This is a genomic window from Mesorhizobium sp. M0983 (genome assembly GCF_040318975.1).
GTDB lineage: Bacteria > Pseudomonadota > Alphaproteobacteria > Rhizobiales > Rhizobiaceae > Mesorhizobium.
The window spans coordinates 169,232-196,036 of record NZ_JAMYNH010000004.1; the positions used below are offsets into that span (position 1 = coordinate 169,232).

The 26,805-nt window shown below is 62.0% G+C and carries 39 protein-coding genes; 38 read left to right on the plus strand and 1 reads right to left on the minus strand.

Translation table 11 applies throughout. The annotated features are described in order from the left end of the window. The first annotated feature begins 26 nt into the window (after positions 1–26). The 29 genes from fusA to rplQ all read left to right on the plus strand — a co-directional run bounded on the left by fusA (position 27) and on the right by rplQ (position 18,063). Positions 27–2,117 carry an elongation factor G gene (gene fusA, locus NKH71_RS09940; protein ID WP_254817148.1) on the plus strand — a complete coding sequence of 697 codons (2,091 nt, stop codon included), beginning with the start codon at positions 27–29 and terminating at the stop codon, positions 2,115–2,117. Between the two features lie 67 nt (positions 2,118–2,184). Further along, positions 2,185–3,360, plus strand: coding sequence for an elongation factor Tu (gene tuf / locus NKH71_RS09945; RefSeq protein ID WP_127294065.1), 1,176 nt, complete (start codon positions 2,185–2,187; stop codon positions 3,358–3,360). A gap of 63 nt (positions 3,361–3,423) precedes the next feature. Next, positions 3,424–3,732, plus strand: a complete 309-nt coding sequence (gene rpsJ / locus NKH71_RS09950; RefSeq protein WP_006205468.1) for a 30S ribosomal protein S10 — start codon at positions 3,424–3,426, stop codon at positions 3,730–3,732. Between the two features lie 96 nt (positions 3,733–3,828). Beyond that, positions 3,829–4,557 carry a 50S ribosomal protein L3 gene (gene rplC, locus NKH71_RS09955; protein WP_352469149.1) on the plus strand — a complete coding sequence of 243 codons (729 nt, stop codon included), beginning with the start codon at positions 3,829–3,831 and terminating at the stop codon, positions 4,555–4,557. Beyond that, entirely contained in the window at positions 4,557–5,177 is a 621-nt protein-coding gene (gene rplD, locus NKH71_RS09960) for a 50S ribosomal protein L4 (RefSeq protein ID WP_023675140.1), read from the plus strand. The genes rplC and rplD overlap by 1 nt, the downstream gene beginning before the upstream one ends. Continuing rightward, on the plus strand, positions 5,174–5,467 hold the full coding sequence (locus NKH71_RS09965) for a 50S ribosomal protein L23 (RefSeq protein WP_006205465.1): 294 nt from the start codon (positions 5,174–5,176) through the stop codon (positions 5,465–5,467). The genes rplD and NKH71_RS09965 overlap by 4 nt, the downstream gene beginning before the upstream one ends. 22 nt (positions 5,468–5,489) lie before the next feature. Then, complete coding sequence (rplB, locus tag NKH71_RS09970; RefSeq protein WP_023675138.1) at positions 5,490–6,323, plus strand: 50S ribosomal protein L2; 834 nt, start codon at positions 5,490–5,492, stop codon at positions 6,321–6,323. Positions 6,324–6,339: 16 nt separating this feature from the next. Next, positions 6,340–6,618 carry a 30S ribosomal protein S19 gene (rpsS, locus tag NKH71_RS09975; RefSeq protein WP_006205463.1) on the plus strand — a complete coding sequence of 93 codons (279 nt, stop codon included), beginning with the start codon at positions 6,340–6,342 and terminating at the stop codon, positions 6,616–6,618. 2 nt (positions 6,619–6,620) lie between these two features. Further along, positions 6,621–7,010: a 50S ribosomal protein L22 gene (rplV, locus tag NKH71_RS09980; RefSeq protein WP_006205462.1), complete on the plus strand. Its 390-nt coding sequence runs from the start codon at positions 6,621–6,623 to the stop codon at positions 7,008–7,010. After that, positions 7,010–7,735 (plus strand): 30S ribosomal protein S3, encoded by a 726-nt coding sequence (gene rpsC / locus NKH71_RS09985; protein WP_352894838.1) that lies wholly within the window; start codon positions 7,010–7,012, stop codon positions 7,733–7,735. Before rplV ends, rpsC begins: the two co-directional genes overlap by 1 nt. A 27-nt stretch (positions 7,736–7,762) precedes the next feature. Then, a complete protein-coding gene (rplP, locus tag NKH71_RS09990) occupies positions 7,763–8,176 on the plus strand; it encodes a 50S ribosomal protein L16 (protein ID WP_006205460.1) in 414 nt (137 codons plus the stop codon). A 13-nt stretch (positions 8,177–8,189) separates the two neighbouring features. Continuing rightward, complete coding sequence (rpmC, locus tag NKH71_RS09995) at positions 8,190–8,390, plus strand: 50S ribosomal protein L29 (protein WP_006205459.1); 201 nt, start codon at positions 8,190–8,192, stop codon at positions 8,388–8,390. An 11-nt stretch (positions 8,391–8,401) separates the two neighbouring features. Continuing rightward, on the plus strand, positions 8,402–8,641 hold the full coding sequence (gene rpsQ, locus NKH71_RS10000; RefSeq protein ID WP_023675136.1) for a 30S ribosomal protein S17: 240 nt from the start codon (positions 8,402–8,404) through the stop codon (positions 8,639–8,641). Positions 8,642–8,723: 82 nt separating this feature from the next. Continuing rightward, complete coding sequence (gene rplN / locus NKH71_RS10005) at positions 8,724–9,092, plus strand: 50S ribosomal protein L14 (RefSeq protein ID WP_006205457.1); 369 nt, start codon at positions 8,724–8,726, stop codon at positions 9,090–9,092. A gap of 12 nt (positions 9,093–9,104) precedes the next feature. Next, positions 9,105–9,419: a 50S ribosomal protein L24 gene (gene rplX, locus NKH71_RS10010; RefSeq protein WP_023717520.1), complete on the plus strand. Its 315-nt coding sequence runs from the start codon at positions 9,105–9,107 to the stop codon at positions 9,417–9,419. Next, on the plus strand, positions 9,412–9,990 hold the full coding sequence (gene rplE, locus NKH71_RS10015; RefSeq protein WP_023717521.1) for a 50S ribosomal protein L5: 579 nt from the start codon (positions 9,412–9,414) through the stop codon (positions 9,988–9,990). The genes rplX and rplE overlap by 8 nt, the downstream gene beginning before the upstream one ends. 27 nt (positions 9,991–10,017) lie before the next feature. After that, positions 10,018–10,323, plus strand: a complete 306-nt coding sequence (gene rpsN, locus NKH71_RS10020; protein ID WP_023675134.1) for a 30S ribosomal protein S14 — start codon at positions 10,018–10,020, stop codon at positions 10,321–10,323. 12 nt (positions 10,324–10,335) lie between these two features. Next, positions 10,336–10,734 (plus strand): 30S ribosomal protein S8, encoded by a 399-nt coding sequence (gene rpsH / locus NKH71_RS10025; protein WP_006205453.1) that lies wholly within the window; start codon positions 10,336–10,338, stop codon positions 10,732–10,734. A 90-nt stretch (positions 10,735–10,824) separates the two neighbouring features. Then, positions 10,825–11,358 (plus strand): 50S ribosomal protein L6, encoded by a 534-nt coding sequence (gene rplF / locus NKH71_RS10030; protein WP_023675133.1) that lies wholly within the window; start codon positions 10,825–10,827, stop codon positions 11,356–11,358. An 84-nt stretch (positions 11,359–11,442) separates the two neighbouring features. Continuing rightward, on the plus strand, positions 11,443–11,802 hold the full coding sequence (gene rplR, locus NKH71_RS10035; protein ID WP_023675132.1) for a 50S ribosomal protein L18: 360 nt from the start codon (positions 11,443–11,445) through the stop codon (positions 11,800–11,802). 155 nt (positions 11,803–11,957) lie between these two features. Then, entirely contained in the window at positions 11,958–12,521 is a 564-nt protein-coding gene (rpsE, locus tag NKH71_RS10040; RefSeq protein ID WP_006333394.1) for a 30S ribosomal protein S5, read from the plus strand. Positions 12,522–12,545: 24 nt separating this feature from the next. Continuing rightward, positions 12,546–12,743 (plus strand): 50S ribosomal protein L30, encoded by a 198-nt coding sequence (gene rpmD / locus NKH71_RS10045; protein WP_006205449.1) that lies wholly within the window; start codon positions 12,546–12,548, stop codon positions 12,741–12,743. Positions 12,744–12,765: 22 nt separating this feature from the next. Beyond that, the gene (rplO, locus tag NKH71_RS10050) at positions 12,766–13,239 is read left to right on the plus strand and encodes a 50S ribosomal protein L15 (RefSeq protein ID WP_023717522.1); all 474 of its coding nucleotides are present in this window, start codon (positions 12,766–12,768) and stop codon (positions 13,237–13,239) included. A gap of 191 nt (positions 13,240–13,430) precedes the next feature. Continuing rightward, positions 13,431–14,771, plus strand: a complete 1,341-nt coding sequence (secY, locus tag NKH71_RS10055) for a preprotein translocase subunit SecY (protein WP_023717523.1) — start codon at positions 13,431–13,433, stop codon at positions 14,769–14,771. Further along, positions 14,768–15,379 (plus strand): adenylate kinase, encoded by a 612-nt coding sequence (locus NKH71_RS10060; protein WP_023717524.1) that lies wholly within the window; start codon positions 14,768–14,770, stop codon positions 15,377–15,379. Before secY ends, NKH71_RS10060 begins: the two co-directional genes overlap by 4 nt. A gap of 198 nt (positions 15,380–15,577) precedes the next feature. Next, positions 15,578–15,946, plus strand: coding sequence for a 30S ribosomal protein S13 (gene rpsM, locus NKH71_RS10065; protein ID WP_006205445.1), 369 nt, complete (start codon positions 15,578–15,580; stop codon positions 15,944–15,946). Positions 15,947–16,085: 139 nt separating this feature from the next. Then, positions 16,086–16,475: a 30S ribosomal protein S11 gene (gene rpsK, locus NKH71_RS10070; protein WP_006205444.1), complete on the plus strand. Its 390-nt coding sequence runs from the start codon at positions 16,086–16,088 to the stop codon at positions 16,473–16,475. 106 nt (positions 16,476–16,581) lie between these two features. Continuing rightward, a complete protein-coding gene (locus NKH71_RS10075) occupies positions 16,582–17,592 on the plus strand; it encodes a DNA-directed RNA polymerase subunit alpha (RefSeq protein WP_023675128.1) in 1,011 nt (336 codons plus the stop codon). A 39-nt stretch (positions 17,593–17,631) separates the two neighbouring features. Continuing rightward, positions 17,632–18,063 (plus strand): 50S ribosomal protein L17, encoded by a 432-nt coding sequence (gene rplQ, locus NKH71_RS10080; RefSeq protein WP_023675127.1) that lies wholly within the window; start codon positions 17,632–17,634, stop codon positions 18,061–18,063. Between the two features lie 21 nt (positions 18,064–18,084). Here rplQ and NKH71_RS10085 read toward each other — a convergent pair whose 3' ends face one another. Beyond that, positions 18,085–18,783 carry a hypothetical protein gene (locus NKH71_RS10085; RefSeq protein ID WP_352894840.1) on the minus strand — a complete coding sequence of 233 codons (699 nt, stop codon included), beginning with the start codon at positions 18,781–18,783 and terminating at the stop codon, positions 18,085–18,087. Between the two features lie 106 nt (positions 18,784–18,889). On the opposite strand from NKH71_RS10085, the gene NKH71_RS10090 reads away from it, so the two are divergent. The 9 genes from NKH71_RS10090 to NKH71_RS10130 all read left to right on the plus strand — a co-directional run bounded on the left by NKH71_RS10090 (position 18,890) and on the right by NKH71_RS10130 (position 26,697). Beyond that, a complete protein-coding gene (locus tag NKH71_RS10090; RefSeq protein ID WP_023717525.1) occupies positions 18,890–20,377 on the plus strand; it encodes a DegQ family serine endoprotease in 1,488 nt (495 codons plus the stop codon). A gap of 42 nt (positions 20,378–20,419) precedes the next feature. Further along, the gene (locus tag NKH71_RS10095) at positions 20,420–21,730 is read left to right on the plus strand and encodes a replication-associated recombination protein A (protein WP_023717526.1); all 1,311 of its coding nucleotides are present in this window, start codon (positions 20,420–20,422) and stop codon (positions 21,728–21,730) included. 135 nt (positions 21,731–21,865) lie between these two features. Then, complete coding sequence (locus tag NKH71_RS10100) at positions 21,866–22,696, plus strand: aspartyl/asparaginyl beta-hydroxylase domain-containing protein (protein ID WP_023717527.1); 831 nt, start codon at positions 21,866–21,868, stop codon at positions 22,694–22,696. A 31-nt stretch (positions 22,697–22,727) separates the two neighbouring features. Next, a complete protein-coding gene (gene crcB / locus NKH71_RS10105; protein ID WP_352482511.1) occupies positions 22,728–23,114 on the plus strand; it encodes a fluoride efflux transporter CrcB in 387 nt (128 codons plus the stop codon). A gap of 29 nt (positions 23,115–23,143) precedes the next feature. Next, positions 23,144–23,599, plus strand: a complete 456-nt coding sequence (gene crcB, locus NKH71_RS10110) for a fluoride efflux transporter CrcB (RefSeq protein ID WP_352894989.1) — start codon at positions 23,144–23,146, stop codon at positions 23,597–23,599. Then, a complete protein-coding gene (locus tag NKH71_RS10115; RefSeq protein ID WP_023717530.1) occupies positions 23,596–23,934 on the plus strand; it encodes a DUF190 domain-containing protein in 339 nt (112 codons plus the stop codon). The genes crcB (NKH71_RS10110) and NKH71_RS10115 overlap by 4 nt, the downstream gene beginning before the upstream one ends. A 62-nt stretch (positions 23,935–23,996) precedes the next feature. After that, positions 23,997–24,977 carry an RluA family pseudouridine synthase gene (locus tag NKH71_RS10120; RefSeq protein WP_023717531.1) on the plus strand — a complete coding sequence of 327 codons (981 nt, stop codon included), beginning with the start codon at positions 23,997–23,999 and terminating at the stop codon, positions 24,975–24,977. A gap of 68 nt (positions 24,978–25,045) precedes the next feature. Next, positions 25,046–25,903, plus strand: a complete 858-nt coding sequence (locus tag NKH71_RS10125; protein ID WP_084642491.1) for a DMT family transporter — start codon at positions 25,046–25,048, stop codon at positions 25,901–25,903. Positions 25,904–25,905: 2 nt separating this feature from the next. Continuing rightward, a complete protein-coding gene (locus NKH71_RS10130; protein WP_023717533.1) occupies positions 25,906–26,697 on the plus strand; it encodes an ATP12 family chaperone protein in 792 nt (263 codons plus the stop codon). The last annotated feature ends 108 nt before the right edge of the window (positions 26,698–26,805 follow it).

The following is a 26,805-nucleotide window of genomic DNA, read 5'->3' on the forward strand; positions in this document are numbered from 1 at the left end:
CGAACGAGACTGAAGAGGCACCTCCCATGGCCCGCGAATATAAAATCGAAGACTACCGCAATTTCGGTATCATGGCGCATATCGACGCCGGCAAGACGACGACCACCGAGCGCGTCCTCTATTACACGGGCAAGTCGCACAAGATCGGCGAAGTCCATGACGGCGCTGCGACCATGGATTGGATGGAGCAGGAGCAGGAGCGCGGCATCACCATCACGTCGGCCGCCACCACGACCTTCTGGAAGGGTCGCGACGGCAAGATGTATCGCTTCAACATCATCGACACCCCCGGCCACGTCGACTTCACCATCGAGGTCGAGCGTTCGCTGCGCGTGCTCGACGGCGCCATCGCGCTGCTCGATGCCAATGCCGGTGTCGAGCCGCAGACGGAGACCGTCTGGCGCCAGGCTGACAAGTATCGCGTTCCGCGCATGATCTTCTGCAACAAGATGGACAAGATCGGCGCCGACTTCTACCGCTCGGTCGAGATGATCGGTTCGCGCCTCGGTGCGCATGCCGTCGTCATGCAGCTGCCGATCGGCGCCGAGACCGAGTTCAAGGGTGTCGTCGACCTCGTCGAGATGAACGCGCTGGTCTGGCGCGACGAGACGCTGGGCGCTGCCTGGGACATCGTCGAGATCCCTGCCGACCTCAAGGCTCGTGCCGAAGAATACCGCGAGAAGATGATCGAGGCCGCCGTCGAAATGGACGAAACGGCGCTCGAGAATTACCTCGAAGGCAAGATGCCGAGCAACGACGAGATCCGTGCGCTCATCCGCAAGGGCACGATCGCGGTGAAGTTCTATCCGATGTTCTGCGGCTCGGCCTTCAAGAACAAGGGCGTGCAGCCGCTGCTCGACGCCGTCGTCGAATATCTGCCGTCGCCGGCCGACGTCCCGGCCATCAAGGGCGTCGACGCCAAGACCGACGCCGAGATCGAGCGTCATGCCGACGACAACGAGCCGCTGTCGATGCTTGCCTTCAAGATCATGAACGACCCGTTCGTCGGTTCGCTCACCTTTGCCCGCATCTATTCGGGCAAGCTCACCAAGGGCATCTCGGTCGACAACACCGTGAAGGGCAAGAAAGAGCGCATCGGCCGCATGCTGCAGATGCATGCGAATTCGCGCGCCGACGTCGAAGAGGCTTTTGCCGGCGACATCGTCGCCCTCGCTGGTCTCAAGGACACCACCACCGGCGACACGCTCAGTGATCCGCTGCATCCGGTCATCCTCGAGCGCATGGAATTCCCCGATCCGGTCATCCAGATCGCCATCGAGCCGAAAACCAAGAACGACCAGGAAAAGATGGGCCTCGCCCTTCACCGCCTGGCCGCCGAGGATCCGTCCTTCCGCGTCAAGACCGACGAGGAAAGCGGCCAGACGATCATCTCCGGCATGGGCGAGCTTCACCTCGACATCATCGTCGACCGCATGCGTCGCGAGTTCAAGGTCGAGGCCAATGTCGGCGCGCCGCAGGTGGCCTATCGTGAGACGATCACCCGCAAGCACGAGCAGGACTACACGCACAAGAAGCAGACCGGCGGTACCGGCCAGTTCGCCCGCGTCAAGATCCTGTTCGAGCCGAATCCGGAAAGCAGCGAATTCGAGTTCGAAACCAAGATCGTCGGCGGCGCCGTGCCGAAGGAATACATCCCCGGTGTCGAAAAGGGCATCAACAGCGTCATGACCTCGGGTCCGTTCGCCGGTTTCCCGATGATCGGCGTCAAGGCGACGCTGATCGATGGCGCCTACCACGACGTGGACTCTTCGGTCCTGGCCTTCGAAATCGCCGGCCGCGCCTGCTTCCGTGAAGCAGCGCCCAAGCTTGGCGTGCAGTTGCTCGAGCCGATCATGAAGGTCGAAGTGGTGACGCCGGAAGATTACGTCGGCAGCGTTATCGGCGACCTGAACGGCCGTCGCGGCCAGATCCAGGGCCAGGAAGCCCGTGGCGTCGCGGTGGTCATCAACGCGATGGTGCCGCTCGCCAACATGTTCAAATACGTGGACAACCTTCGCTCGATGAGCCAGGGCCGCGCGGCCTACACGATGCAGTTCGACCATTACGAACCGGTCCCAACCGCGGTCGCCCAGGAAGTCCAGAAGAAATACGCGTAACTCGAAACGAGTTGCACCAGTAACTTAATTCAAGGCCCGCACGGGCTGGCAGGAATGGAGAGATCACATGGCAAAAGGTAAATTCGAGCGCACCAAGCCTCATGTGAACATTGGCACGATTGGTCACGTCGACCACGGCAAGACGTCGCTGACGGCGGCGATCACCAAGTATTTTGGCGAATACAAGCGCTACGACCAGATCGATGCGGCGCCGGAAGAAAAGGCACGCGGCATCACCATTTCGACGGCACACGTCGAATACGAGACGGCTGCCCGCCACTATGCCCATGTCGACTGCCCCGGCCACGCCGACTATGTGAAGAACATGATCACCGGTGCCGCGCAGATGGACGGCGCGATCCTGGTCGTGTCGGCCGCCGACGGCCCGATGCCGCAGACCCGCGAGCACATCCTTTTGGCCCGCCAGGTCGGCGTGCCGTCGATCGTGGTGTTCTTGAACAAGGTCGACCAGGTCGACGACGCCGAGCTGCTCGAGCTGGTCGAGCTCGAGGTGCGTGAGCTTTTGACCAAGAACGAGTTCCCCGGCGACGACATTCCGATCGTCAAGGGTTCGGCGCTTGCCGCGCTTGAAGATAGCGACAAGAAGATCGGCGAGGATGCGATCCGCGAATTGATGGCGGCGGTCGATGCCTACATCCCGACGCCGGTTCGTCCGCTCGACAAGCCGTTCCTGATGCCGATCGAGGACGTGTTCTCGATCTCGGGCCGCGGCACGGTGGTGACCGGTCGCGTCGAGCGCGGCGTCGTCAAGGTCGGCGAGGAGCTGGAGATCATCGGCATCCGTCCGACCACCAAGACGACCTGCACGGGCGTCGAGATGTTCCGCAAGCTGCTCGACCAGGGCCAGGCCGGCGACAACATCGGCGCGCTGTTGCGCGGTGTCGACCGTGAAGGCGTCGAGCGCGGCCAGGTTCTGGCCAAGCCCGGCACCGTCAAGCCGCACAAGAAGTTCGTCGCCGAAGCCTACATCCTGACCAAGGACGAGGGCGGCCGTCACACGCCGTTCTTCACCAACTACCGTCCGCAGTTCTATTTCCGCACGACGGATGTGACCGGCATCGTGTCGCTGCCGGAAGGCACCGAAATGGTGATGCCGGGCGATAACATCACCGTCGATGTCGAGCTGATCGTGCCGATCGCCATGGAAGAGAAGCTGCGCTTCGCCATCCGTGAAGGCGGCCGCACCGTCGGTGCCGGCATCGTCGTCACCATCAAAGAGTAATTTGGACTTAAACCGATCTGTCGCGGGCGCTGCCCGCGCCGCGCCAGAACAAGGAAGTGACGCATGAACGGACAGAATATCCGCATCCGCCTGAAGGCGTTTGATCACCGGGTGCTCGACGCCTCGACACGGGAAATCGTGTCGACCGCCAAGCGCACCGGCGCCAACGTCCGCGGCCCCATTCCGCTGCCGACGCGGATCGAAAAGTTCACGGTCAACCGGTCGCCTCACGTCGACAAGAAGAGCCGCGAGCAGTTCGAGATGCGCACGCACAAGCGTCTGCTCGACATCGTCGACCCGACCCCCCAGACGGTCGATGCTTTGATGAAGCTCGACCTGGCCGCCGGTGTCGACGTCGAGATCAAGCTCTAAGGAACCAGAGGTCAGCGGGGCGACCCGGAACTCTGAAGGAACAAGAGGCGTGGAGGGGCGACAGCCCCGACAGGGAACTCTAAAGGAATTGAACCGATGCGTTCAGGTGTGATTGCAAAGAAGGTGGGAATGACCCGCATCTACAACGATGCCGGGGAACATGTTCCCGTCACTGTTCTCCAGATGGAGAACTGCCAGGTCGTGGCGCAGCGCACGCAGGAGAAGAACGGCTATACCGCCGTCCAGCTCGGCGTTGGCCTTGCCAAGGTGAAGAACACGTCGAAGGCGATGCGCGGCCATTTCGCGACCGCTTCCGTCGAGCCCAAGGCCAAGGTTGCCGAGTTCCGCGTCTCCGCCGACAACATGATCGACGTCGGCGCCGAGATCACCGTCGAGCATTTCGTCGTCGGCCAGAAGGTCGATGTGACGGGAACCACGATCGGCAAGGGTTTCCAGGGCGTCATCAAGCGGCACCACATGGGTGGCGGCCGCGCGACGCACGGCAACTCGGTGTCGCACCGTACACACGGCTCGACCGGCCAGCGCCAGGATCCGGGCAAGGTGTTCAAGGGCAAGCATATGGCCGGCCACATGGGCGACACCCGCGTCACCACGCAGAATGTCGAGGTCGTCTCGACCGACGCCGATCGCGGCCTGATCCTGATCCGCGGTGCGGTCCCGGGTTCGAAGGGTGCATGGATCCTGGTCCGCGACGCGGCCAAGGTAGCGCTTCCGGCCAATGCGCCGAAGCCCGCCGCGATCCGCGCCGTTGCAACCGATGGTGCCGCCAAGAACGAGGCCCAGGCCACAGAGGGAGCGGAATAATGGACCTCAAGATTACAACGCTTGGCGGCAAGGACGCCGGCAAGCTGAAGCTCTCCGAAGAGATTTTCGGCCTTGACCCGCGCGAGGACATCCTGCAGCGCGTCGTGCGCTGGCAGCTTGCCAAGAAGCAGCAGGGCACGCACAAGGCCAAGGGCCGCGCTGAAATCGCCCGCACCGGCGCCAAGATGTACAAGCAGAAGGGTACCGGCCGCGCCCGTCACCATTCGGCTCGCGCTCCGCAGTTCCGCGGCGGTGGCAAGGCCCACGGCCCGGTCGTGCGCAGCCACGAGCACGATCTGCCGAAGAAGGTGCGTGCGCTCGGTCTCAAGCATGCGCTTTCGGCCAAGGCCAAGAGTGCGTCGATCATCATCATCGACGAGCTGAAGCTGACCGAGGCCAAGACCAAGGCACTGATTGCGAATTTCGCGACGCTGGGCCTGAGCAACGCCCTGGTGATCGGCGGCGCCGAGCTTGACAAGAATTTCAAGCTGGCGGCGACCAACATCCCGAACATCGACGTGCTGCCCATCCAGGGCATCAACGTCTACGACATTCTGCGCCGCGGCACGCTGGTCCTTTCCAAGGCCGCCGTCGAGGCTCTCGAGGAGCGCTTCAAATGACCGACCTTCGTCATTACGATGTGATCGTCTCGCCGGCGATCACCGAAAAGTCGACCATGGCTTCCGAGCAGAACCAGGTCGTCTTCAACGTCGCCAAGAAGGCGTCGAAGCCGGAAATCAAGGCCGCCGTCGAAGCGCTGTTCGGCGTCAAGGTGATGGCCGTGAACACGCTTGTCCGCAAGGGCAAGATCAAGCGCTTCCGCGGCACGATCGGCCGCCAGAGCGACGTCAAGAAGGCGGTTGTGACGCTGGCCGACGGCCAGTCGATCGACGTCGCGACGGGTCTCTGAGCAAGGTCGCGAGGACAGAACAATGGCACTGAAAAAATTCAACCCGGTAACGCCGAGCACCCGTCAGCTGGTCATCGTCGACCGCTCGGGCCTCTACAAGGGCAAGCCCGTCAAGGGTCTGACCGAAGGCCTGACCAAATCGGGCGGCCGCAACAATTACGGCCGCATCACGGCACGCTTCATCGGCGGCGGTCACAAGCGCACCTACCGCATCATCGACTTCAAGCGCCGCAAGTTCGACGTCGTCGGCACGGTCGAGCGTATCGAATACGATCCGAACCGCACCGCCTTCATCGCGCTGATCAAGTATGACGATGGTGAGCTGTCCTACATCATCGCCCCGCAGCGTCTGGCTCCCGGCGACAAGATCGTGGCCGGTGAATCGGTCGACGTGAAGCCGGGCAACGCGATGCCGCTGGCCTCGATGCCGGTCGGCACGATCGTCCACAATATCGAGCTGAAGCCTGGCAAGGGCGCTCAGGTCGCCCGCTCGGCGGGCGGTTATGGCCAGCTTGTCGGCCGCGACCAGGGCATGGCGATCCTGCGCCTCAACTCGGGCGAGCAGCGTGTCGTCCACGGCTCCTGCATGGCCACTGTCGGTGCCGTGTCCAACCCGGACCACGGCAACATCAATGACGGCAAGGCAGGCCGCACCGTGTGGCGCGGCAAGCGTCCGCACAATCGCGGCGTGACCATGAACCCGGTCGACCATCCACATGGCGGCGGCGAAGGCCGCACCTCGGGTGGCCGCCATCCGGTTTCGCCCTGGGGCAAGCCGACCAAGGGCAAGAAGACGCGGTCCAACAAGGCGACCGACAAGTTCATCCTGCGCTCGCGCCATCAGCGCAAGAGCTAAGAAGAGGTAACGCCAAGTGACTCGTTCGATTTGGAAAGGCCCCTTCATCGACGGCTACCTTCTGAAGAAGGTGGACAAGGTTCGTGAAGGTGGTCGCAATGAGGTGATCAAGATGTGGAGCCGCCGCTCCACCATCCTGCCGCAGTTCGTCGGCTTCACCTTCGGTGTCTACAACGGCCAGAAGCACGTTCCCGTCTCGGTGAACGAGGACATGGTCGGTCACAAGTTCGGTGAATTCGCTCCGACCCGGACCTATTACGGTCACGGCGCGGATAAGAAGGCGAAGAGGAAATAATCATGGGCAAGGCCAAAGCTCCGCGCAGGCTTGCTGACAACGAAGCGCGCGCCGTGTTGCGCACGATCCGTATCAGCCCGCAGAAGCTGAACCTGGTTGCCGCGCTGATCCGCGGCAAGAAGGTCGCGACAGCGCTTTCCGACCTCGAATTCTCGGCCAAGCGGATTTCCGGCACGGTCAAGAAGACGCTGGAATCGGCGATCGCCAACGCGGAAAACAACCACGACCTCGACGTCGATGCGCTGATCGTGGCGGAAGCCTATGTCGGCAAGTCGATCGTCATGAAGCGGTTCCATGCCCGTGGCCGTGGTCGCGCCAGCCGTATCGAGAAGCCGTTCTCGCACCTCACGATCGTCGTTCGTGAAGTCGAAGAAAAAGGGGAGGCCGCATAATGGGCCAGAAAGTCAATCCGATCGGTCTGCGTCTCGGCATCAACCGCACCTGGGATTCGCGCTGGTTCGCGAATACAGGCGAGTTCGGTAAGCTGCTGCACGAGGACATCAAGATCCGCAAATATCTTGAGAAGGAACTCAAGCAGGCTGCGATCTCGAAGGTCGTGATCGAGCGTCCGCACAAGAAGTGCCGCGTCACCATCCATGCGGCGCGTCCGGGCCTGATCATCGGCAAGAAGGGCGCCGACATCGAGAAGCTTCGCAAGAAGCTGATGGAGATGACCAAGTCCGAGACGCATCTGAACATCGTCGAAGTGCGCAAGCCGGAGATCGACGCGACCCTGGTCGCCCAGTCGATCGCCCAGCAGCTCGAGCGCCGCATCGCGTTCCGCCGCGCCATGAAGCGCGCCGTGCAGTCGGCGATGCGCCTCGGTGCCGAAGGCATCCGCATCAACTGCGCCGGCCGTCTCGGCGGCGCCGAGATCGCGCGCATGGAATGGTATCGTGAAGGCCGCGTGCCACTGCATACGCTGCGTGCCGACGTCGACTACGGCACGGCCGAAGCGAATACGGCCTACGGCATTTGCGGCGTCAAGGTCTGGGTGTTCAAGGGCGAGATCCTCGAGCACGACCCGATGGCTTCGGAGCGCCGCGCCACCGAGGGCGATCATGCGCATGGCGGTGGTGGTGAGCGCGAACGCGGTCGCCGTCGCGAAAACGCGTAAGACAGTTAGGAATTTGGAGTTAGAACGATGCTGCAGCCAAAGCGCACAAAGTTCCGTAAGCAGTTCAAGGGCCGCATCCACGGTACCGCCAAGGGCGGCACCAACCTGGATTTCGGTGGTTTCGGGCTGAAGGCGCTTGAGCCGAACCGCGTCACCGCGCGTGAGATCGAGGCGGCCCGCCGCGCGATCACCCGCGAGATGAAGCGTGCCGGCCGCGTGTGGATCCGTATCTTCCCGGACGTGCCGGTGACGTCGAAGCCGACCGAAGTCCGCATGGGCAAGGGCAAGGGCGCGGTCGACTACTGGGCGGCACGCGTCAAGCCAGGCCGCATCATGTTCGAGATCGACGGCGTCAACGAGGAAACCGCCCGTGAGGCGCTGCGTCTCGGCGCGGCCAAGCTCTCGGTCAGGACGCGCTTCGTACAGCGCATCGCAGAATAAGGACGGGCTGATCATGAAAGCCGAAGACATCCGGACCAAGACCCAGGACCAGCTGACCGACGACCTGGCCAGCCTGAAGAAGGAGCAGTTCAACCTGCGCTTCCAGAAGGCCACCGGCCAGCTTGAGAAGACCGCGCGCGTGAGGCAGGTCCGCAAGGACATTGCGCGTATCAAGACCATCGCTGCGGAAAAGTCCGCGGCCAAGAAGGCTTAAGGACGAAAACCATGCCAAAGCGCATTCTGCAGGGCACCGTCGTCAGCGACAAGAACGAGAAGACGGTTGTCGTCAAGGTCGAACGGCGCTTCACGCATCCCGTGATGAAGAAGACCGTGCGCATGACCAAGAAGTACAAGGCGCACGACGAGAACAACGCCCACAAGGTCGGCGATCAGGTGTTCATCCAGGAATCGAAGCCGATTTCCAAGGACAAGCGCTGGGTCGTGGTGTCTTCGGACCAGGCCTGATCAGGGCTAACGAAACGAATTTTGGACAGACCGGGGAGGGGTGAGAAACCCGTCCCGTTAGAAAAGAAGAAGGCGGCCAGTCATGATTCAGATGCAAACAAACCTCGACGTCGCGGATAATTCCGGCGCCCGTCGTGTCATGTGCATCAAGGTGCTGGGCGGCTCGAAGCGGAAATATGCTTCCGTGGGCGACATCATCGTGGTGTCGATCAAGGAAGCCATCCCGCGCGGCCGCGTCAAGAAGGGCGATGTGATGAAGGCGGTCGTGGTTCGCACGGCTAAGGACATCCGCCGCCCGGATGGCAGCGTGATCCGTTTCGACAAGAACGCAGCCGTTCTCGTCGACAACAAGAAAGAGCCGATCGGCACGCGTATCTTCGGACCGGTTCCGCGCGAACTCCGCGCCAAGAACCACATGAAGATCATCTCGCTCGCGCCTGAAGTGCTGTAAGGAGCCGGACCAATGCAAAAGATTAGAAAAGGCGACAAGGTCGTCGTGCTGGCCGGCAAGGACAAGGGCCGTTCGGGCGAAGTCCTCTCGGTGCAGCCGAAGGACGACACCGCGCTGGTGCGCGGCGTCAACCTGATCCGTCGTCACCAGAAGCAGTCCCAGTCCCAGGAGGGCGGGATCATCACCAAGGAAGCGCCGATCCAGCTGTCGAACATCGCGCTGGCCGACCCCAAGGATGGCAAGCCGACCCGCGTCGGCTTCACCTTCCAGAAGGACGGCAAGAAGGTGCGCGTCGCCAAGCGCTCGGGAGAAGTCATCAATGGCTAAGGCTCAAACCAAGCAGGCAACTGCCCAGAACACGCCCCGCCTCAAGCAGGTCTATAACGAGACCATCCGCAAGGCGCTGCAGGAGCAGTTCGGCTACGACAACGAGATGCAGGTTCCGCGCATCGACAAGATCGTGCTGAACATGGGCGTCGGCGAGGCGACCGGCGATTCGAAGAAGCCTTCGATCGCGGCGGAAGACCTTGCGATGATCGCCGGCCAGAAGGCCGTCGTCACCCGCGCCCGCAACTCGATCGCCGGCTTCAAGGTTCGCGAGAAGATGCCGATCGGCGCCAAGGTCACGCTGCGCAAGGAACGCATGTACGAGTTCCTCGACCGTCTCGTGAACATCGCGCTGCCGCGCGTCCGCGACTTCCGCGGACTCAACCCGAAGAGCTTCGATGGCCGTGGCAACTATGCCATGGGCATCAAGGAACACATCGTGTTTCCGGAGATCAACTACGACAAGGTTGATCAGATCTGGGGCATGGACGTCATCGTTTGTACGACTGCGAAGACGGACGACGAAGCCAGGGCATTGCTCAAGGCCTTCAACTTCCCCTTCCGCCAGTAACGGCAGCGAGAAAAGGAAAAATCTGAAATGGCAAAGACCAGCTCAGTCGAGAAGAACAACAGGCGCCGCAAGCTTGCGGACCAGTTCGCTGCCAAGCGCAAGGTGCTCAAGGCGATCATCATGGATCAGTCCAAGCCGATGGAAGAGCGCTTCCGCGCTCAGCTGAAGCTTTCGGCGCTGCCACGCAACTCGGCCAAGACCCGCATCCGCAACCGCTGCGAAGTCACCGGACGCCCGCGTGCCTATTATCGCAAGCTCAAAGTATCGCGTATCGCGCTTCGTGATCTCGGCAATAACGGCCAGATCCCGGGCCTGGTCAAGTCGAGCTGGTAAGGAGGACATAACATGTCATTGAGCGATCCTCTCGGCGATATGCTGACCCGCATCCGCAACGCGTATGGCCGTAAGAAGTCGAGCGTTTCGACGCCGGCCTCGCGCCTGCGTACCCGCGTCCTCGACGTGCTGAAGGCCGAAGGCTATATCCGCGACTACAGCCAGACCGACTTCGACAACGGCAAGTCCGAAATCGAGATCGAGCTGAAGTATTTCGACGGTGCGCCGGTGGTGCGCGAAATCGCCCGGGTCTCGAAGCCCGGCCGCCGCGTCTACGTTTCGGCCAAGTCGATACCGCACGTCGCCAACGGCCTCGGCATCGCCATCCTTTCGACGCCGAAGGGCGTGATGGCCGACCACGAAGCGCGCGAACAGAATGTCGGCGGGGAAATCCTCTGCCAGATCTTCTGATCTGGTATGTCACCCCAATTGGAAACCGGTTTTCGGGATCAAGTCCCGAAGGCCGAGACCTGAAACAAGAGAAGTGACGAGGACAACAAAATGTCTCGTATTGGAAAGAAACCCGTTTCGCTGCCGCAGGGCGTGACCGCGACCGTCAACGGCCAGACCGTGACGGCGAAGGGTCCGAAGGGCGAGCTGAAGTTCGTGGTGAACGACGAAGTGCTGGTCAAGATGGAAGGCAGCGAGATCGCTGTCCAGCCGCGCGACCAGACCAAGACCGCCCGCTCCAAATGGGGCATGTCGCGCACGCAGATCGTCAATATCCTGCAGGGCGTCAAGGACGGCTTCGAAAAGAAGCTCGAGATCACAGGCGTCGGCTATCGTGCCGCCATGCAGGGCAAGAACCTGCAGCTGGCGCTCGGCTTCAGCCACGACGTTGTCTACGAGACGCCGCAGGGCGTGACGATTTCGGTGCCGAAGCCGACGGAAATCACCGTGACCGGAATCGACAAGCAGCAGGTCGGCCAGGTTGCCGCCGAGATCCGCGAGTACCGCAGCCCCGAGCCCTACAAGGGCAAGGGCGTTCGCTATGCTGGCGAGAAGATCGTCCGCAAGGAAGGCAAGAAGAAGTAATTTTAACGCCGCGGGGAGCGTCGCGGGAGGCTTGTCCTACCGCATATGGTTGCCCCCGTCTTTTGAAGGCAAGGAACTGATATCATGGGCTCGAAAGAATCCACCCAGCGCCGCGCTCAGCGCGTCCGCCGCCAGATCAAGAAGGTCGCTGGCGATCGTCCGCGCCTGTCGGTCCATCGCACGTCGAAGAACATCTACGTCCAGGTCATCGACGACGCCAAGGGCCACACCATCGCCGCTGCTTCGACGCTCGAGAAGGAGCTCAAGGGTTCGCTCAAGACCGGCGCCGACACCGCGGCCGCAGCTGCCATCGGCAAGCTGATCGCCGAGCGTGCCTCGAAGGCCGGCGTCAAGGAAGTCGTCTTCGACCGCGGCGCCTACATCTACCACGGCCGTGTCAAGGCGCTTGCCGAGGCTGCCCGTGAAGGTGGTCTGAGCTTCTAAAGCGTGATCCCGAACCGGAGGTCAGCGCAGCAAAAAGTTGCAGACTTTTCGGATAGGATCATGCGAAGGAAAAAAGAGTTTTCGCCCCCGGCGACCCACAGAGGCGCCGGATATCATCATCAACCGTGCTTCCGGAAAAAAACAAGGAACAGGATATGGCACAGGAACGTAGGGATGGCGGCCGCGGCCGTGATCGCGAAGAGCGCGACGACGGCATGGTCGACAAGCTCGTCCACATCAACCGGGTCGCCAAGGTCGTCAAGGGCGGCCGGCGCTTCGGCTTTGCAGCGCTCGTCGTCGTCGGCGACCAGAAGGGCCGCGTCGGCTTCGGCCACGGCAAGGCGCGCGAAGTGCCGGAGGCGATCCGCAAGGCGACCGAATCGGCCAAGCGCGACATGATCTTCGTGCCGCTGCGCTCGGGCCGCACGCTGCACCATGACGTCGAGGGACGCTGGGGCGCGGGACGTGTTCTGCTGCGCGCTGCCAAGCAAGGTACCGGCATCATCGCCGGCGGCCCGATGCGCGCCGTCTTCGAGACGCTCGGCATGCATGACGTGGTCGCCAAGTCGATGGGTTCTTCGAACCCCTACAACATGGTTCGCGCCACATTCGACGCGTTGAAGAGCCAGATGCATCCGAAGGATGTGGCTGCTGCGCGCGGCATCAAGTATTCGACCCTTCAGGCCCGCCGCGGCACCGCCGTTGCGGCTGAAGAATAGTCGAAGCTGACCAGGGATCTGACCATGGCCAAGAAAGCAACCAAGACCATCACCGTCGAGCAGATCGGCTCGCCGATCCGCCGGCCGAAGGAGCAGCGCGCAACGCTGGTCGGCCTCGGCCTCAACAAGATGCACAAGCAGCGCACGCTGGAGGATACGCCCTCGGTGCGCGGCATGATCGCTGCCGTCCAGCATCTCGTCCGCGTCGTGGACGAGGGCTGAGCCAGAGCGCAGGAGAACCCAGATGAAACTCAACGATCTGCGTGACAAGGACGGCGCGACGCATTCCAAGAAGCGTCTTGGCCGTGGCATCGGCTCCGGTTCGGGCAAGACCGCCGGTCGCGGCGTCAAGGGCCAGAAGGCGCGCTCCGGCGTCGCCGTCAACGGCTTCGAGGGTGGCCAGATGCCGCTCTACCGTCGTCTGCCGAAGCGCGGCTTCAACAATATCTTCGCCAAGAGCTTCACCGTTGTGTCGCTGGCCCGCATCCAGGCCGCGCTCGATGCCAAGAAGCTTGACGCTAAGACAGTTGTGACAGCCGAGGCGCTGGTTGCGGCCGGCGTCATCCGTCGCGTCAAGGACGGCGTGCGCATCCTTTCGGACGGCGACATCAAGGCCAAGCTTGCCTTCGACGTGGCCGGAGCCTCCAAGGCCGCGGTCGAGAAGATCGAAAAGGCCGGCGGTTCGGTGAAGTTGCCTGAGAAAGCAGCCGCCGAGTAACGGCAATTTGAAGCACGGTCGGCAAAGGTGGAATTCGGTTTTGCCTGCGGTCGTGCTTTGATCCGACAGATGTGGCGGCCGCATCAACGCGGCCGCTTGCATGTTTGCAGTCCGGAGCTTATCTCGTGAGCTTCGGTGACACGCGCCGCCTGAGCTGCGGGCATCGAGCGTGACCAAGCGGAGAATCAGGCATGGCTTCGGCTGCTGAACAACTAGCCTCGAATCTGAATTTTTCGGCCTTCGCCAAAGCCGAGGATCTGAAGAAGCGCATCTGGTTCACCATCGGCGCGCTGCTCGTTTACCGCCTTGGCACCTATATCCCGCTGCCCGGCATCAATCCCGACGCTTTCGCCCAGGCCTTCTCGTCGCAGAGCAAGGGCGTACTCGGCATGTTCAACATGTTCGCCGGTGGCGCCGTGCAGCGCATGGCGATCTTTGCCCTCGGCATCATGCCCTATATCTCCGCCTCCATCATCATGCAGCTGATGACCTCGGTCATTCCTTCGCTGGAAGCGCTGAAGAAGGAGGGCGAGCAGGGTCGCAAGATCATCAACCAGTACACGCGCTACGGCACCGTGCTTCTGGCGCTGGTCCAGGCCTATGGCATTTCGGTCGGGCTTGAGGGCGGCAATGGCATCGTCAACGATCCCGGCATGTTCTTCCGCATCTCCACCGTCGTCACGCTGGTCGGCGGTACCATGTTCCTGATGTGGCTTGGCGAGCAGATCACCGCCCGCGGCATCGGCAACGGCATTTCGCTGATCATCTTCTCCGGCATCGTCGCCGGCCTGCCGCGCGCCATCTCCGGCACGCTGGAGCTTGGCCGCACCGGCGCACTGTCGACCGGCCTGATCCTGGCGATCATCGTGCTCGCCATCGTCGTCATCGCGCTGATCGTCTTCTTCGAGCGCGCCCAGCGCCGCCTGCTGATCCAGTATCCCAAGCGCCAGGTCGGCAATCGCATGTTCCAGGGCGATACCTCGCATCTGCCGCTGAAGCTCAACACGTCCGGCGTCATTCCGCCGATCTTCGCCTCGTCGCTGCTGCTGCTTCCGGCAACGGTTGCCGGCTTCTCGCAGACGACCAACATGCCTGCCTGGGCGAGCACCATCCTGGCGGCGCTCGGCCACGGCCAGCCGCTCTATATGGCCTTCTACGCTGCCATGATCGTGTTCTTCGCCTTCTTCTATACGGCGATCGTCTTCAATCCGAAGGACACCGCCGACCAGCTCAAGAAGCATTCGGGCTTCATCCCGGGCTATCGTCCGGGCGAGCGCACTGCGGACTATATCGACTATGTGCTCACCCGCATCACCGTCGTCGGCGCCATCTATCTGGTGCTGGTGTGTCTGCTGCCCGAGTTCCTGATTTCAGCGACTGGCGTACCGTTCTACCTTGGTGGCACTTCGCTCCTGATCGTGGTCAGTGTAACGCTCGATACGGTGGCGCAGATTCAGGGTCACCTGATCGCGCACCAGTATGAGGGCCTGATCAAGAAGTCGAAGCTGCGCGGGGGGAAGAAGGCCAGATGAGGTTGATATTGCTTGGACCGCCGGGGGCGGGCAAGGGGACACAAGCACTGAGACTGGTAGAAAGACACGGCATCCCACAGCTTTCCACGGGGGACATGCTGCGTGCTGCTGTTCAGGCCGGCACCGAAGTCGGCAGGCGAGCCAAGGCGGTGATGGATGCTGGTGAACTGGTGTCCGACGCTATCGTCAACGCCATCGTGGCCGAGCGCATCGATCAAGCCGATTGCGCAAACGGCTTCATCCTTGACGGATACCCGCGAACCCTGGTGCAAGCGGACGCCGTTGAGGAAATGCTTTCGGATCGCGGGCTGGAGCTAGACGCGGTCATCGAATTTGTCGTCGACGACAAGGCGCTGGTTGGCCGAATCGTCAAACGCGCCGAGGACGCCAAGGCCGCAGGCCTGCCGGTGCGCAAGGACGACAGCCCAGCGGTGTTCGAAGAACGCTTGAGGGAATATTACAAGAAAACCTCGCCGCTGATCGGCTACTACTACGCCAAGGGCAAGCTCAGGGGCGTCGATGGCATGGCCGACATCGATGCGGTGACGCAGCAGATCGAGGCGGTGCTCAGGGCGACGACCCGGCAGGTTGGCCAGGCGGCCGGCTAGAGAAACGAACGATTGCGCTTGACTGGAGCGGTCCGCTGGGGTATGGCGGCCCGTCTTCCTATCAGGCATGAGGCTTGCTTGTCCGCAAGGGCAAGGCAGGCCGCTTTGAACTGGAAACTCCCGCAAGGGCCGGCCTCCACCGGACGCGGGGCAACTTGAAGCGCCGGCTCGTCCGGCCTATATGGAGAAGAGAAGAACATGGCTCGTATAGCCGGCGTCAACATTCCTACCAACAAGCGCGTCGTCATTGCGCTTCAATACATTCACGGCATTGGCAAGAAGTTCGCCCAGGAGATCGTCGACAAGGTCGGCATCCCGGCCGAGCGCCGCGTCAACCAGCTGACCGACGCGGAAGTGCTGCAGATCCGGGAGACCATCGACCGCGACTACCAGGTCGAGGGCGACCTGCGCCGCGAAGTGTCGATGAACATCAAGCGGCTCATGGACCTCGGCTGCTACCGCGGCCTGCGTCACCGCCGCTCGCTGCCGGTTCGTGGCCAGCGCACGCACACCAATGCGCGCACCCGCAAAGGCCCAGCCAAGTCGATTGCCGGAAAGAAGAAGTAATTTAGGGCAGTAAGAGAGTAGGGCAGTAAGGCAATAGGAACGGCAGACATACTGCCCTACTGCCATATTCCCCTACTGCCTTCTCCCTGGTGGAGCCGCTGGCATTACGGCGGTGTAGAGATCAACTGAAAGGACTATCATGGCCAAGGAAGCCGCTCGTGTTCGCCGTCGCGAACGCAAGAACATCTCGTCGGGCGTTGCCCACGTCAATTCGACCTTCAACAACACGATGATCACCATCACCGACGCGCAGGGCAATTCCATTGCCTGGTCGTCGGCCGGAGCCCAGGGCTTCAAGGGATCGCGCAAGTCGACCCCTTTCGCTGCCCAGATGGCCGCCGAAGATGTTGCCAAGAAGGCTCAGGAACACGGCATGCGCATGCTCGAGGTCGAGGTCTGTGGACCCGGCTCCGGTCGTGAATCGGCGCTGCGGGCGCTGCAGGCAGCAGGCTTCACCATCACCTCGATCCGTGATGTGACGCCGATCCCGCACAATGGCTGCCGCCCGCGCAAGAAGCGCCGCGTCTAAAGAGAATTTACCGAACGCCGCGCGAGCGCCTCAAGGGCGCTCCTCCACGGCATTCCAGGTCGCCCGCCACGATTGGATGGTGGCGGGACAACGGAAGGAAAGCACTATGATCCAGAAAAATTGGCAGGAACTGATCAAGCCGAACAAGATCGAGTTCTCGTCGAAGAAGAAGACGCTGACCACGCTGGTCGCCGAGCCGCTCGAGCGCGGCTTCGGCCTCACCCTCGGCAACGCGCTGCGCCGCGTGCTTCTGTCTTCGCTGCGTGGCGCGGCTGTGACCGCCGTGCAGATCGACGGCGTTCTGCATGAATTCTCGTCCATCGCCGGCGTGCGCGAGGACGTGACCGACATCGTGTTGAACATCAAGGAAATCGCCATCCGCATGGAAGGCGATGGCCCCAAGCGCATGGTCGTGCGCAAGCAGGGACCGGGCGCGGTTCTCGCCGGCGACATCCAGACGGTCGGCGACGTCGAGATCCTCAATCCCGACCACGTCATCTGCACGCTGGACGAAGGCGCTGAGATCCGCATGGAATTCACCGTCGACACCGGCAAGGGCTATGTGCCGGCCGACCGCAACCGCGCCGAAGACGCGCCGATAGGGCTGATCCCGGTCGACAGCCTGTATTCGCCGGTCAAGAAGGTCTCCTACAAGGTCGAGAACACCCGTGAGGGGCAGGTTCTCGATTATGACAAGCTGACCATGACCATCGAGACCGATGGTTCGATCTCGGGCGAGGACGCGGTGGCCTTCGCCGCTCGCATCCTGCAGGACCAGCTCGGCCTGTTCGTCAATTTCGACGAGCCGCAGAAGGAAGTCGCTGCCGAACAGGTTACCGAGCTTGCCTTCAACCCGGCGCTGCTCAAGAAGGTCGACGAACTCGAGCTTTCGGTGCGTTCGGCCAACTGCCTGAAGAACGACAACATCGTCTATATCGGCGATCTGATCCAGAAGACCGAAGCCGAGATGCTGCGCACCCCGAACTTCGGCCGCAAGTCGCTGAACGAGATCAAGGAAGTCCTGGCGGCGATGGGCCTGCATCTCGGCATGGAAGTGCCGGACTGGCCGCCGGAAAACATCGAAGACCTCGCCAAGCGTTACGAAGATCAATACTGAGGCTCAGGCCTCTTGAACCCGCAATGAAGGAGAAGAGCCATGCGCCACGGATTTAAAGGCCGCCGGTTCGCCCGCAGCATAAGCCATCGCAAGTCGATGTTTGCCAACCTTGCCGTGTCGCTTATCGAGCACGAGCAGATCCTCACCACGCTGCCGAAGGCGAAGGATCTGCGTCCGATCGTCGAGAAGCTGGTGACGCTCGGCAAGCGCGGCGACCTGCACGCCCGCCGCCAAGTGATTGCCCAGATCGGCAATGAGGGCGTCGTCAAGCGTCTGTTCGACACAATCGCGCCACGTTACGCCACTCGCAATGGCGGCTATCTGCGCATCATGAAGGCCGGCTTCCGTCACGGTGACAATGCCGCAATGGCCGTCATCGAATTCGTCGACCGCGACACCTCGGCCAAAGGCGCCGGCGACCGCGCCCGCATCGAGGCCGAAGGCACCGAAGAGGAAGCCGCAGCCGCATAAGCTTCGGTTTTGCTGAGAAGTTCAAAGGGGCCTGCGGGCCCCTTTTCGTTTGGGCGATATGTGTTGCCTAACAAGGGCAAGGTACTCGTTTCCGGTCAGAACTTTCCAGTCGAGTTCTATTCTCCTCTGCTCGGAACTTGGATGTCGGTATGAGTAGATGCTGTCGACCACCGTTCTCCGGTCGATATCACTGATGATCTGCGCGACGGATGTTTTGCTCAGATATCGTTCGATTTCGCCGTTCTCGATAAAGTCGATATCGACGCGAAAAAAAATATGGACAAGGCCAGCGCAGAGATCCAGCGTGAACTCCCAGTCTGAAAATTTGGCATAGAAAATCTTCACCTCGTCCGGGGCCCACAAGCCAGCTTCCAGGAATTCCGAGGGCTTCGTTCTGCCATTGAGCCCTTCCATCGAAAGGACGAACTGGTCCGTTATGCGTTCGGTCTTGCCGCGAATTGCATGCACATGTTCGATCTGAAACCAATCCAGCTCATGTGGCGGGTCTTTGTCGAATGAGGCCTCAAGCGTTCCGTAAAACCAGTACTCGGGCACCGCCTCAGCATACTCGGTTAGCCAGTCGTCCGGCGCACCAAGCACTTTGGCAATTTCGATCATCTTCATTCCGGGGTACACGGGCCCCAAAGTGCCGGTCTTCAAAAAATCACGGAATGAAACGAGCTGTTTTTTCATGAGCGTTGACGCGGCTTTCGGGGTCACGTCGACCTATAACTGCTTTGCCGCGCAAAATAATCGGATTTCAGCGGCTTAGCCTTTCATTTTGCACAATCGTCAGGACAATGGCGCCCGACTTGGAGGATTCGGAATGCGCGTTAAACGGCTGTCCCTTGTTCTGATCTGCGCCTTGATGGCGCTGGCCGTCGTGCCGGCGGCCAGGCACGCGCTGGCGGAGGAGACCAAGCCAGATCCCGGTCTGTCCGACGTGCTGACCGATCTGCTGCATGGCGTCGAAGGCGAAAACGCCACCTCCGGCCCCGACAAGCGCGTGCCGTTCGGCCGCGAGGAGGTGCAGCTGTCCTTCGCGCCGCTGGTCAAGCAGACGGCCCCGGCCGTGGTCAATGTCTACGCCTCGCAAACCGCCAAGGTGACGTCGCCCTTTGATGGCGATCCGTTCTTCGAGGAGTTCTTCGGCCGCTCGCAGCCGCGCGCGCAGTCTTCGCTCGGTTCGGGGGTGCTGGTCGATCCGACCGGCGTCGTGGTCACCAATTTCCACGTCGTCAAGGACGCCGACCAGGTCAAGGTCGCGACCGCCGACGGGCGCGAATTCGACAGCAAGGTGCTGCTCAAGGATGAGACGCTCGACCTCGCCGTGCTCAAGATTTCTTCCGACAAGCCGTTCCCGGTGATCGCCATTGGCGATTCCGACGCGCTCGAGGTCGGCGACCTGGTGCTGGCGATCGGCAATCCGTTCGGTGTCGGCCAGACCACCACCAGCGGCATCATTTCGGCTGTGGCGCGCAGCCATATCGGCGTCTCCGATTCCAGCTTCTTCATCCAGACCGACGCCGCCATCAACCCGGGCAATTCCGGTGGCGCGCTGGTCAACATGGGTGGTCAACTGATCGGCATCAACACTGCGATCTATAGCCGTAGCGGCGGCTCGATCGGTATCGGCTTTGCCATCCCTTCGAACATGGTTCGCGCCTTCGCCGATGCGGCCAAGGCCGGGCTCGACTTCTTCGAGCGGCCGTATGTCGGTGCCGAGTTCGAGGCGGTGACGCCGCAGATTGCCGAATCGCTCGGCATGGACAAACCGGCCGGCTCGCTGGTTTCTTCGGTCGAAGAGGCAGGACCCGCTGCCAAGGCAGGGCTCAAGCCTGGTGACGTGGTGCTGTCGCTCAACGGCAAGCCGGTCGAGAGCGTCGGGGCGCTGGACTACCGGATGGCGACGCTGTCGATCGGTACGAATGCCAGCTTCGGCGTTCTAAGCAAGGGTCAGCAGGCGACGATGGACATCGCGCTGGAACGGCCGCCTGAGGGCGCCAAAGCTGCGGAGCTCACATTGCGCGGCCGTAGCCCGTTTTCCGGTGCCAGGGTTGCCGAACTATCGCCACGGCTTGCCCAGCGGCTTGGTCTGCGCACCGATGTCAAAGGCGTCACCGTCGTCGATATCAACCGCGATTCGCCCGCTGCCGATTTTGGTTTCCAGCCGGGCGACATCGTGCGTGAGGTCAATGGCCTGACGATCGACAAGGCGGCGACCCTGGAACAGATAGCCCAGCAGGATACACGCTGGTGGCGCTTTACCGTCGAGCGCGGCGGGCAGATACTGCGCCAGGTGTTGCGTTACTAAGCCCGACGTCAGCATGGTCGGGCTCCAGGCAGAAGAAGTTGCATGGCCGATCTGTTCAGTGTCGATGAACCGGAAAAGACGCCGCCCGGCAGGCCGCTGGCCGACCGTCTGCGCCCGAAGAACCTCGGCGAGGTCGTCGGCCAGGAGCATCTGACCGGTCCCGACGGCGCGCTGACGCGGCTGATCGGCTCCGGCTCGCTCGGCTCGATGATCTTCTGGGGCCCGCCCGGCACCGGCAAGACCACGGTCGCACGGCTGCTTGCCGGCGAGACAAGCCTCGCTTTCGAACAGATCTCGGCCGTGTTTTCCGGCGTTGCCGACCTGAAGAAAGTGTTCGAGGCAGCGAAGCTGCGCCGCTCCAACGGCCGCCAGACACTGCTGTTCGTCGACGAGATCCATCGCTTCAACCGCGCCCAGCAGGACAGTTTTCTGCCCGTGATGGAAGACGGCACCGTCGTGCTGGTCGGCGCCACCACGGAGAACCCGTCCTTCGAGCTTAACGCCGCGCTGTTGTCGCGCGCACGCGTCCTGGTCTTTCACTCGCTCGGCGAGGACAGCATCGCCAAGCTCCTGGCGCGGGCCGAGGAGGCAGAGGGCAGGGCGCTGCCGCTCGATGACGAGGCGCGGGCGATGCTCATCCGCATGAGCGACGGCGACGGCCGCGCGGCGCTGACACTGGCCGAAGAGGTCTGGCGTGCCGCCAAATCAGGTGAAGTGTTTGGCGCCGAGGCCTTACAGCGCATCGTCCAGCGCCGCGCGCCGATCTACGACAAGGGCCAGGACGGCCATTACAATTTGATCTCCGCCTTGCACAAATCGGTGCGCGGCTCCGACCCCGACGCGGCACTCTACTATCTGGCCCGCATGTTCGACGCCGGCGAGGATCCGCTCTATCTCGGGCGCCGGTTGGTGCGCATGGCGATGGAGGATATCGGGCTGGCCGACCCGCAGGCACTCGTCGTCGCCAACGCCGCCAAGGACGCCTACGACTATCTGGGCTCGCCCGAGGGCGAACTGGCCTTCGCCGAGGCTACCGTCTATCTCGCTACCGCGCCGAAATCCAATGCAGTCTATACCGCATTCAAGGCCGCCACACAGGCGGCCAAGGAATTCGGTTCGCTGCTGCCGCCCAAGCACATTCTCAATGCGCCGACCAAGCTGATGAAACAGGAAGATTACGGCGCCGGCTATCGCTACGACCACGACGAGCCCGACGCTTTTTCCGGCCAGGACTATTTTCCTGAGAAGATGGGAAGGCAGACATTCTACGATCCGCCCGAGCGCGGCTTCGAGCGCGATATCAGGAAGCGGCTGGACTATTGGGCGAAGCTGCGCAGCGAGCGGGAAAAGTAGCTGCCAGTCGCACACTGGTGTGATCGCCGTTGTCTGATGGGATAAAAAACCCTATCAAGATGCGCCTTCGGCCGGCGGCAGGCCAGAAACGTACCGACGATATTCAGAACGGAATCGCGCCTGGCGCGTGGAAAAATGACAAAAAAATCCCGCAAAACCCTTCGGAAGTTCGCCATAGCCATTCCGCTGCTGGCGCTCGGCTTCTATGTCATTCCCATTCTGACGACGATTTTCATCGTCCTCGGCCTGATCGACGTGTTGCGCAACGACAACAAGAATTGGGCGCTGTTCAGTGGTTATTTCCTGGGCAACGGCATCTTCACCTGGCTGCTTTCGCCCTTCAATCTGCTGGTGGATCTGCTGTGCTATAGAAACCGCGGTGTCTGGAAATTGGACCAGTTTCCTCCGGACTACCAGCGCGAGGTCAACGAGGTCCTGGATGTCTTCAAGGCACGCAAGGACGAGATCATCGCCGACATCGACGCCAATTTCGGCAGCGGCCGGCGCGGCATGTATGTCTATCAGTGGTATGGCAAGCACAAAATAGACAACGTCGCCGAATTCAACAAGGATTTCAAATACATCAAGACGATTGCCGTCTCTGTGTTCAGCGGCAGGGAATCGACTTCCTGGCACTTTGGCCCGCTCCGGCTCAGCCTGCGCATTCTCTACAACCTCATCCCGGTGAAATCGGAAGTGTTCGTCCAGTGTGGCAACGCCAAGAATTACTGGCACGAGAACCCGCTGTTCATCTTCGACGACACGCTGCTTCATCGCTCGGTCAACGAGTATGACGGGCGCCGCTACTGCGTGTTCATGGACATCATTCGCCCATCGCCGTTTCCCGGTCTGATCTCGACGCTCCTCGCCATTGTTTCGGTCAGCGTCGAGCGCATCAATGCCATGTTCTACAAGAACTGGAAGATGATCGCCTCCAGCAAGCCGAAGAAGGTCGGAGCTGCCTGACACCGTAGCGTAACTGGCGCGAGGGAGCACGATGTATCATCTGTTGCTTGTCTGTCTTGGTGGCGCGATCGGTGCAATGGCCCGCTTCTTCCTGTCCGGCTGCGTCGCCCGCCGGGTCGGCGAGACCTTTCCTTGGGGCACGATGGTCGTCAATGTGTCGGGGGCGTTTGCAATCGGCGTCGTTGCGCATGCCGTGGCGCGCGACGGCATGCCTGCCCTTTGGGCCTTTGTCGTCACCGGCGGCCTCGGCTGCTACACCACGGTCTCTTCATTCAGCCTGCAGACGCTGGCGCTGGCGCGTGAGGGCGAATGGCTGCGCGCCGGCGGAAATGTGCTGCTTTCGGTTTTCCTGAGCCTCGGCGGCGTGACGCTGGGCTTTGCCGCGGGAAGTCTTCTGATTGGCAGCGGGGCGCCATGAGCGGCCCGCAGAAGCTCCGCTCCGACGGGATGGCGGGGCGTGCGGCGCGCCTCATTGGCTGGCGCCGAACGAGCCAAACGGTTCGTATCTATGCGACCGTGACCGCTGGCAGCATGATCGGCGGCGTGCTGCGGGCGCTCGCCTCATTGGCGAGCACCGCCTGGTGGGGCACTGGATTTCCCTTCGGCACACTCCTCGTCAACATTGTCGGCTCATTCCTCATCGGCTTCTATGCGACATTGACGGGACCGGATGGTCGCGTCTTCGCCAGTCCGCTGCAGCGCCAGTTCTTCATGGCCGGCTTCTGCGGTGGCCTGACGACCTTCTCCGCTTTCAGCCTTGAAACACTCACCCTCGCGCAAAGCGGGAAGCTTGTGGCGGCGGCACTCAATATCGCGATCTCCGTGGTGGCCTGGCTTGCCGCCGTCTGGCTTGGCCACATCTTTGCAGTGCGCCTCAACCAGCTGAGAGGATCCAGGCAATGAAGATACCACCACAGGCACAATTGCTGCGCATATTTATCGGCGAAAACGACAGGGCAGATGGCCGTCCGCTGTATGAGGTCATCGTGCTGAAGGCCCGCGAAATGCAGATTGCCGGCGCGACCGTCCTGCGCGGGGCGATGGGATTTGGCCATTCCAGCCGACTTCACACCACGAAGATCCTCCGTCTCTCGGAGGACCTTCCCCTTGTCATCGAGATCGTCGACGACGAGGAAAAATTGGCCGCTTTTCTGCCCGTGCTTGAAACAATCATGACAAGTGGCTTGATCACGCTGGAGAAAGTTCAGGTTCTGCAATATGGAACCGACAACGAATAACCGAGTGAGATTGCGGGTGCCGGCGAATGCCGTTGCATGTTCGCAAAACGGCGATTGGAATCATGGCAGGCGTTGAACAGATCACAGTGGATACCGGTGAGGCGGGCATGCGGCTCGACCGCTGGTTCAAGACCCATTTCCCCGGTCTCGGTTTCGGTCATCTGCAGAAGCTGCTGCGTTCCGGCCAGATCCGCGTCGACGGCGGCAGGGTGAAGGCCGATACACGCGTCGAAGCCGGCCAGACGGTGCGTGTGCCGCCGCTCGAAGTGGACAAGAAAGGCGAAAGCCCGCTCACCGGCCATTCGATACGCAACCAGGGCGATGCCGATGTCTTGGCCAAGATGCTGATCCATGAGGACCCGAAGGTCTTCGTCTTCAACAAGCCGGCCGGCCTGGCAGTGCAAGGCGGCTCCGGGGTCACCCGCAATGTCGACGACATGCTGGAAGCCTGGCGCAACCAGAAGGGCGAGAAGCCGCGTCTGGTGCACCGGCTCGACCGCGACACGTCGGGTGTTCTGGTTGTCGCCCGTACAAGGCTCGCCGCCATGAAGCTCGCCGAAGCGTTCCGGGCGCGTGAGACGAAGAAAACCTACTGGGCGCTGGTCAAGGGTGTGCCGCCGAAGCGCGAGGACAAGATCTCGACCTGGTTGATCAAGGAACCGACGCCCGACGGCGATCGCGTGCGCATCGCCAAGCATGGCGAAAAGGGTGCCGACCACGCCGTGTCCTACTACCGTGTCATCGAGCAGGCTGCACAGACGATGACCTGGCTGGAGATGGAGCCGTATACCGGCCGCACCCACCAGCTTCGTGTCCATGCCGCGCATATCGGCTGCCCGATCATCGGCGACCCCAAATATTTCGAGGCCGACACCAATTGGGATTTTCCCGGCGGCATGCAGAACCGCCTGCATCTGCACGCCCGCCGCATCGTCATCCCGCATCCCGATAAGGGGTTTGTCGACGTCACCGCGCCGATGCCGCCGCACATGCGCCAGAGCTGGAACCTGATCGGCTTCGACGACGCAAGCGCGGAGGACTAGGGCCGGTGGGCGTCGCCACAGATACGCTCGACCGCCGTGACGCGGTCGATCTGGCGGCCGCCGCCATCATGGTCGGGCTGACCTTTTCCTGGGGCCTGAACTACGTCGCCGCCAAGATCTCCTATGCCGGCTACGATCCCGTTTTCCTATCGATCGCCCGCTCGGTGATCGGCGGCCTGTGTGTTTTCGGCTGGTGCCGCTGGCGCGGCATCGCGCTGTTCACGCCCGACAAGACTCTCGTCGCCGGCATTCTGGCAGGCGCGCTTTTCGGTCTCGAGTTCCTGTTTCTGTATGTCGGGCTCGAGCACACCACCGTCGTGCGCAACACCTTGCTGGTCAACACCATGCCGTTCTGGATGCTGGTCGGCGGCCATTTCCTGCTGGACGAAAGCATCACGGCACGCAAGCTCGTTGGGCTTCTGCTCGCTTTCGCCGGGCTGGTCGCGGTGTTTTCCGACAAACTGAGCGCTAATGGTGGCGAGACGTTGAGCGGCGACCTGCTCAGTCTCGGCGCCGGCATTCTGTGGGCCGTGACTAACATTGTCATCAAGCGGTCGAAACTGGTGGAGGCCAGCGCCGAAAAGCTGCTGCTCTATCAGCTGGCCGGTGCCGCCGCCGTCGGCATTTTGGTGATGCCCTTTGCCGGGCCGCCCGTCCGCAGCTTTACCCTTCTGCCGACCTTGGCGCTGTTGTTCCAGGCCGTCTACGTTGTCGCCTTCACCTATGTGCTGTGGTTCTGGCTGCTGCGGCGCTACCCTGCATCTGGCCTGTCGAGCTTCACCTTCCTGTCGCCGGTCTTCGGCGTGCTTTGCGGCGCCGTGTTCTTGAACGAGCCGTTGACCGTTCGTATCTTTCTGGCACTCGGCCTGATCGCCGCCGGTCTTATCATCGTCAACCGGCCGGCCCGAAAACAAAGCCCCGGATGAGCATGCGCGATATTTTGAACGACCTCGAAGCTGGAAAGCAGCTCTCCGATCCGGATCCGGTGCGTCGCGCCCAGATCCAGATGAAGACGCCGCTGCCAAAACGCTTCTACAAGACCGTCGCGGTGGCACCGGTCGAGGATGGTTTTGCCGTCCATCTCGATGGCAAGCCCGTCCGCACGCCCGCCAAGGCGCTGCTGGCGCTGCCGACCGAAAAGGCGGCTGCTCTTATTGCGGACGAATTCGCCGCACAGGAGGAGACCATCGACCCGGTAACGATGCCGTTGATGCGTCTGGTCAATACGGCAATCGATGGGGTCGCCAGTGATCCCCAGGCGGTGCTGGAGGACATCCTGCGTTTCGCCTCATCAGATATGCTCTGCTACCGCGCCGATGCACCACAGGGGTTGGTCGACCGGCAGAACGAGCATTGGGATCCGGTCATCGACTGGGCGCGCAGCGCGCTCGGCGCCCGGTTCCAGCTCGCCGAAGGCGTGATCCACGTCGAGCAGCCGCGCGAGAGTATCGCGCTGCTTGGCCAGCATCTAGCCCAACGTGCCGATCCGCTGCGCCTTGCTGCCATCCACGTCATGACCTCGCTGACCGGATCGGCGCTGCTGGCGCTGGCCGTCGATTTCGGCGAGCTCGACGGCGAGGTGGCCTGGGCTGCCGGCCATGTCGACGAGGACTGGCAGGCCGAGCAATGGGGCCATGATGCCGAGGCCGTCGCCCGCCGCGCCGCCCGCAAGCGCGACATGATGGCGGCAGTCAGCCTGCTCGAAGCGCTCAAAGGCTGACGGCACCGCCCGCTATTTCGCACTGCACATTAGACCAAAGTCATAATCCCAAAGGCGGTCTGCCTCTGGGCACTGCTTTCTGTCATTTTTTGCACCGGTGGCTGCACT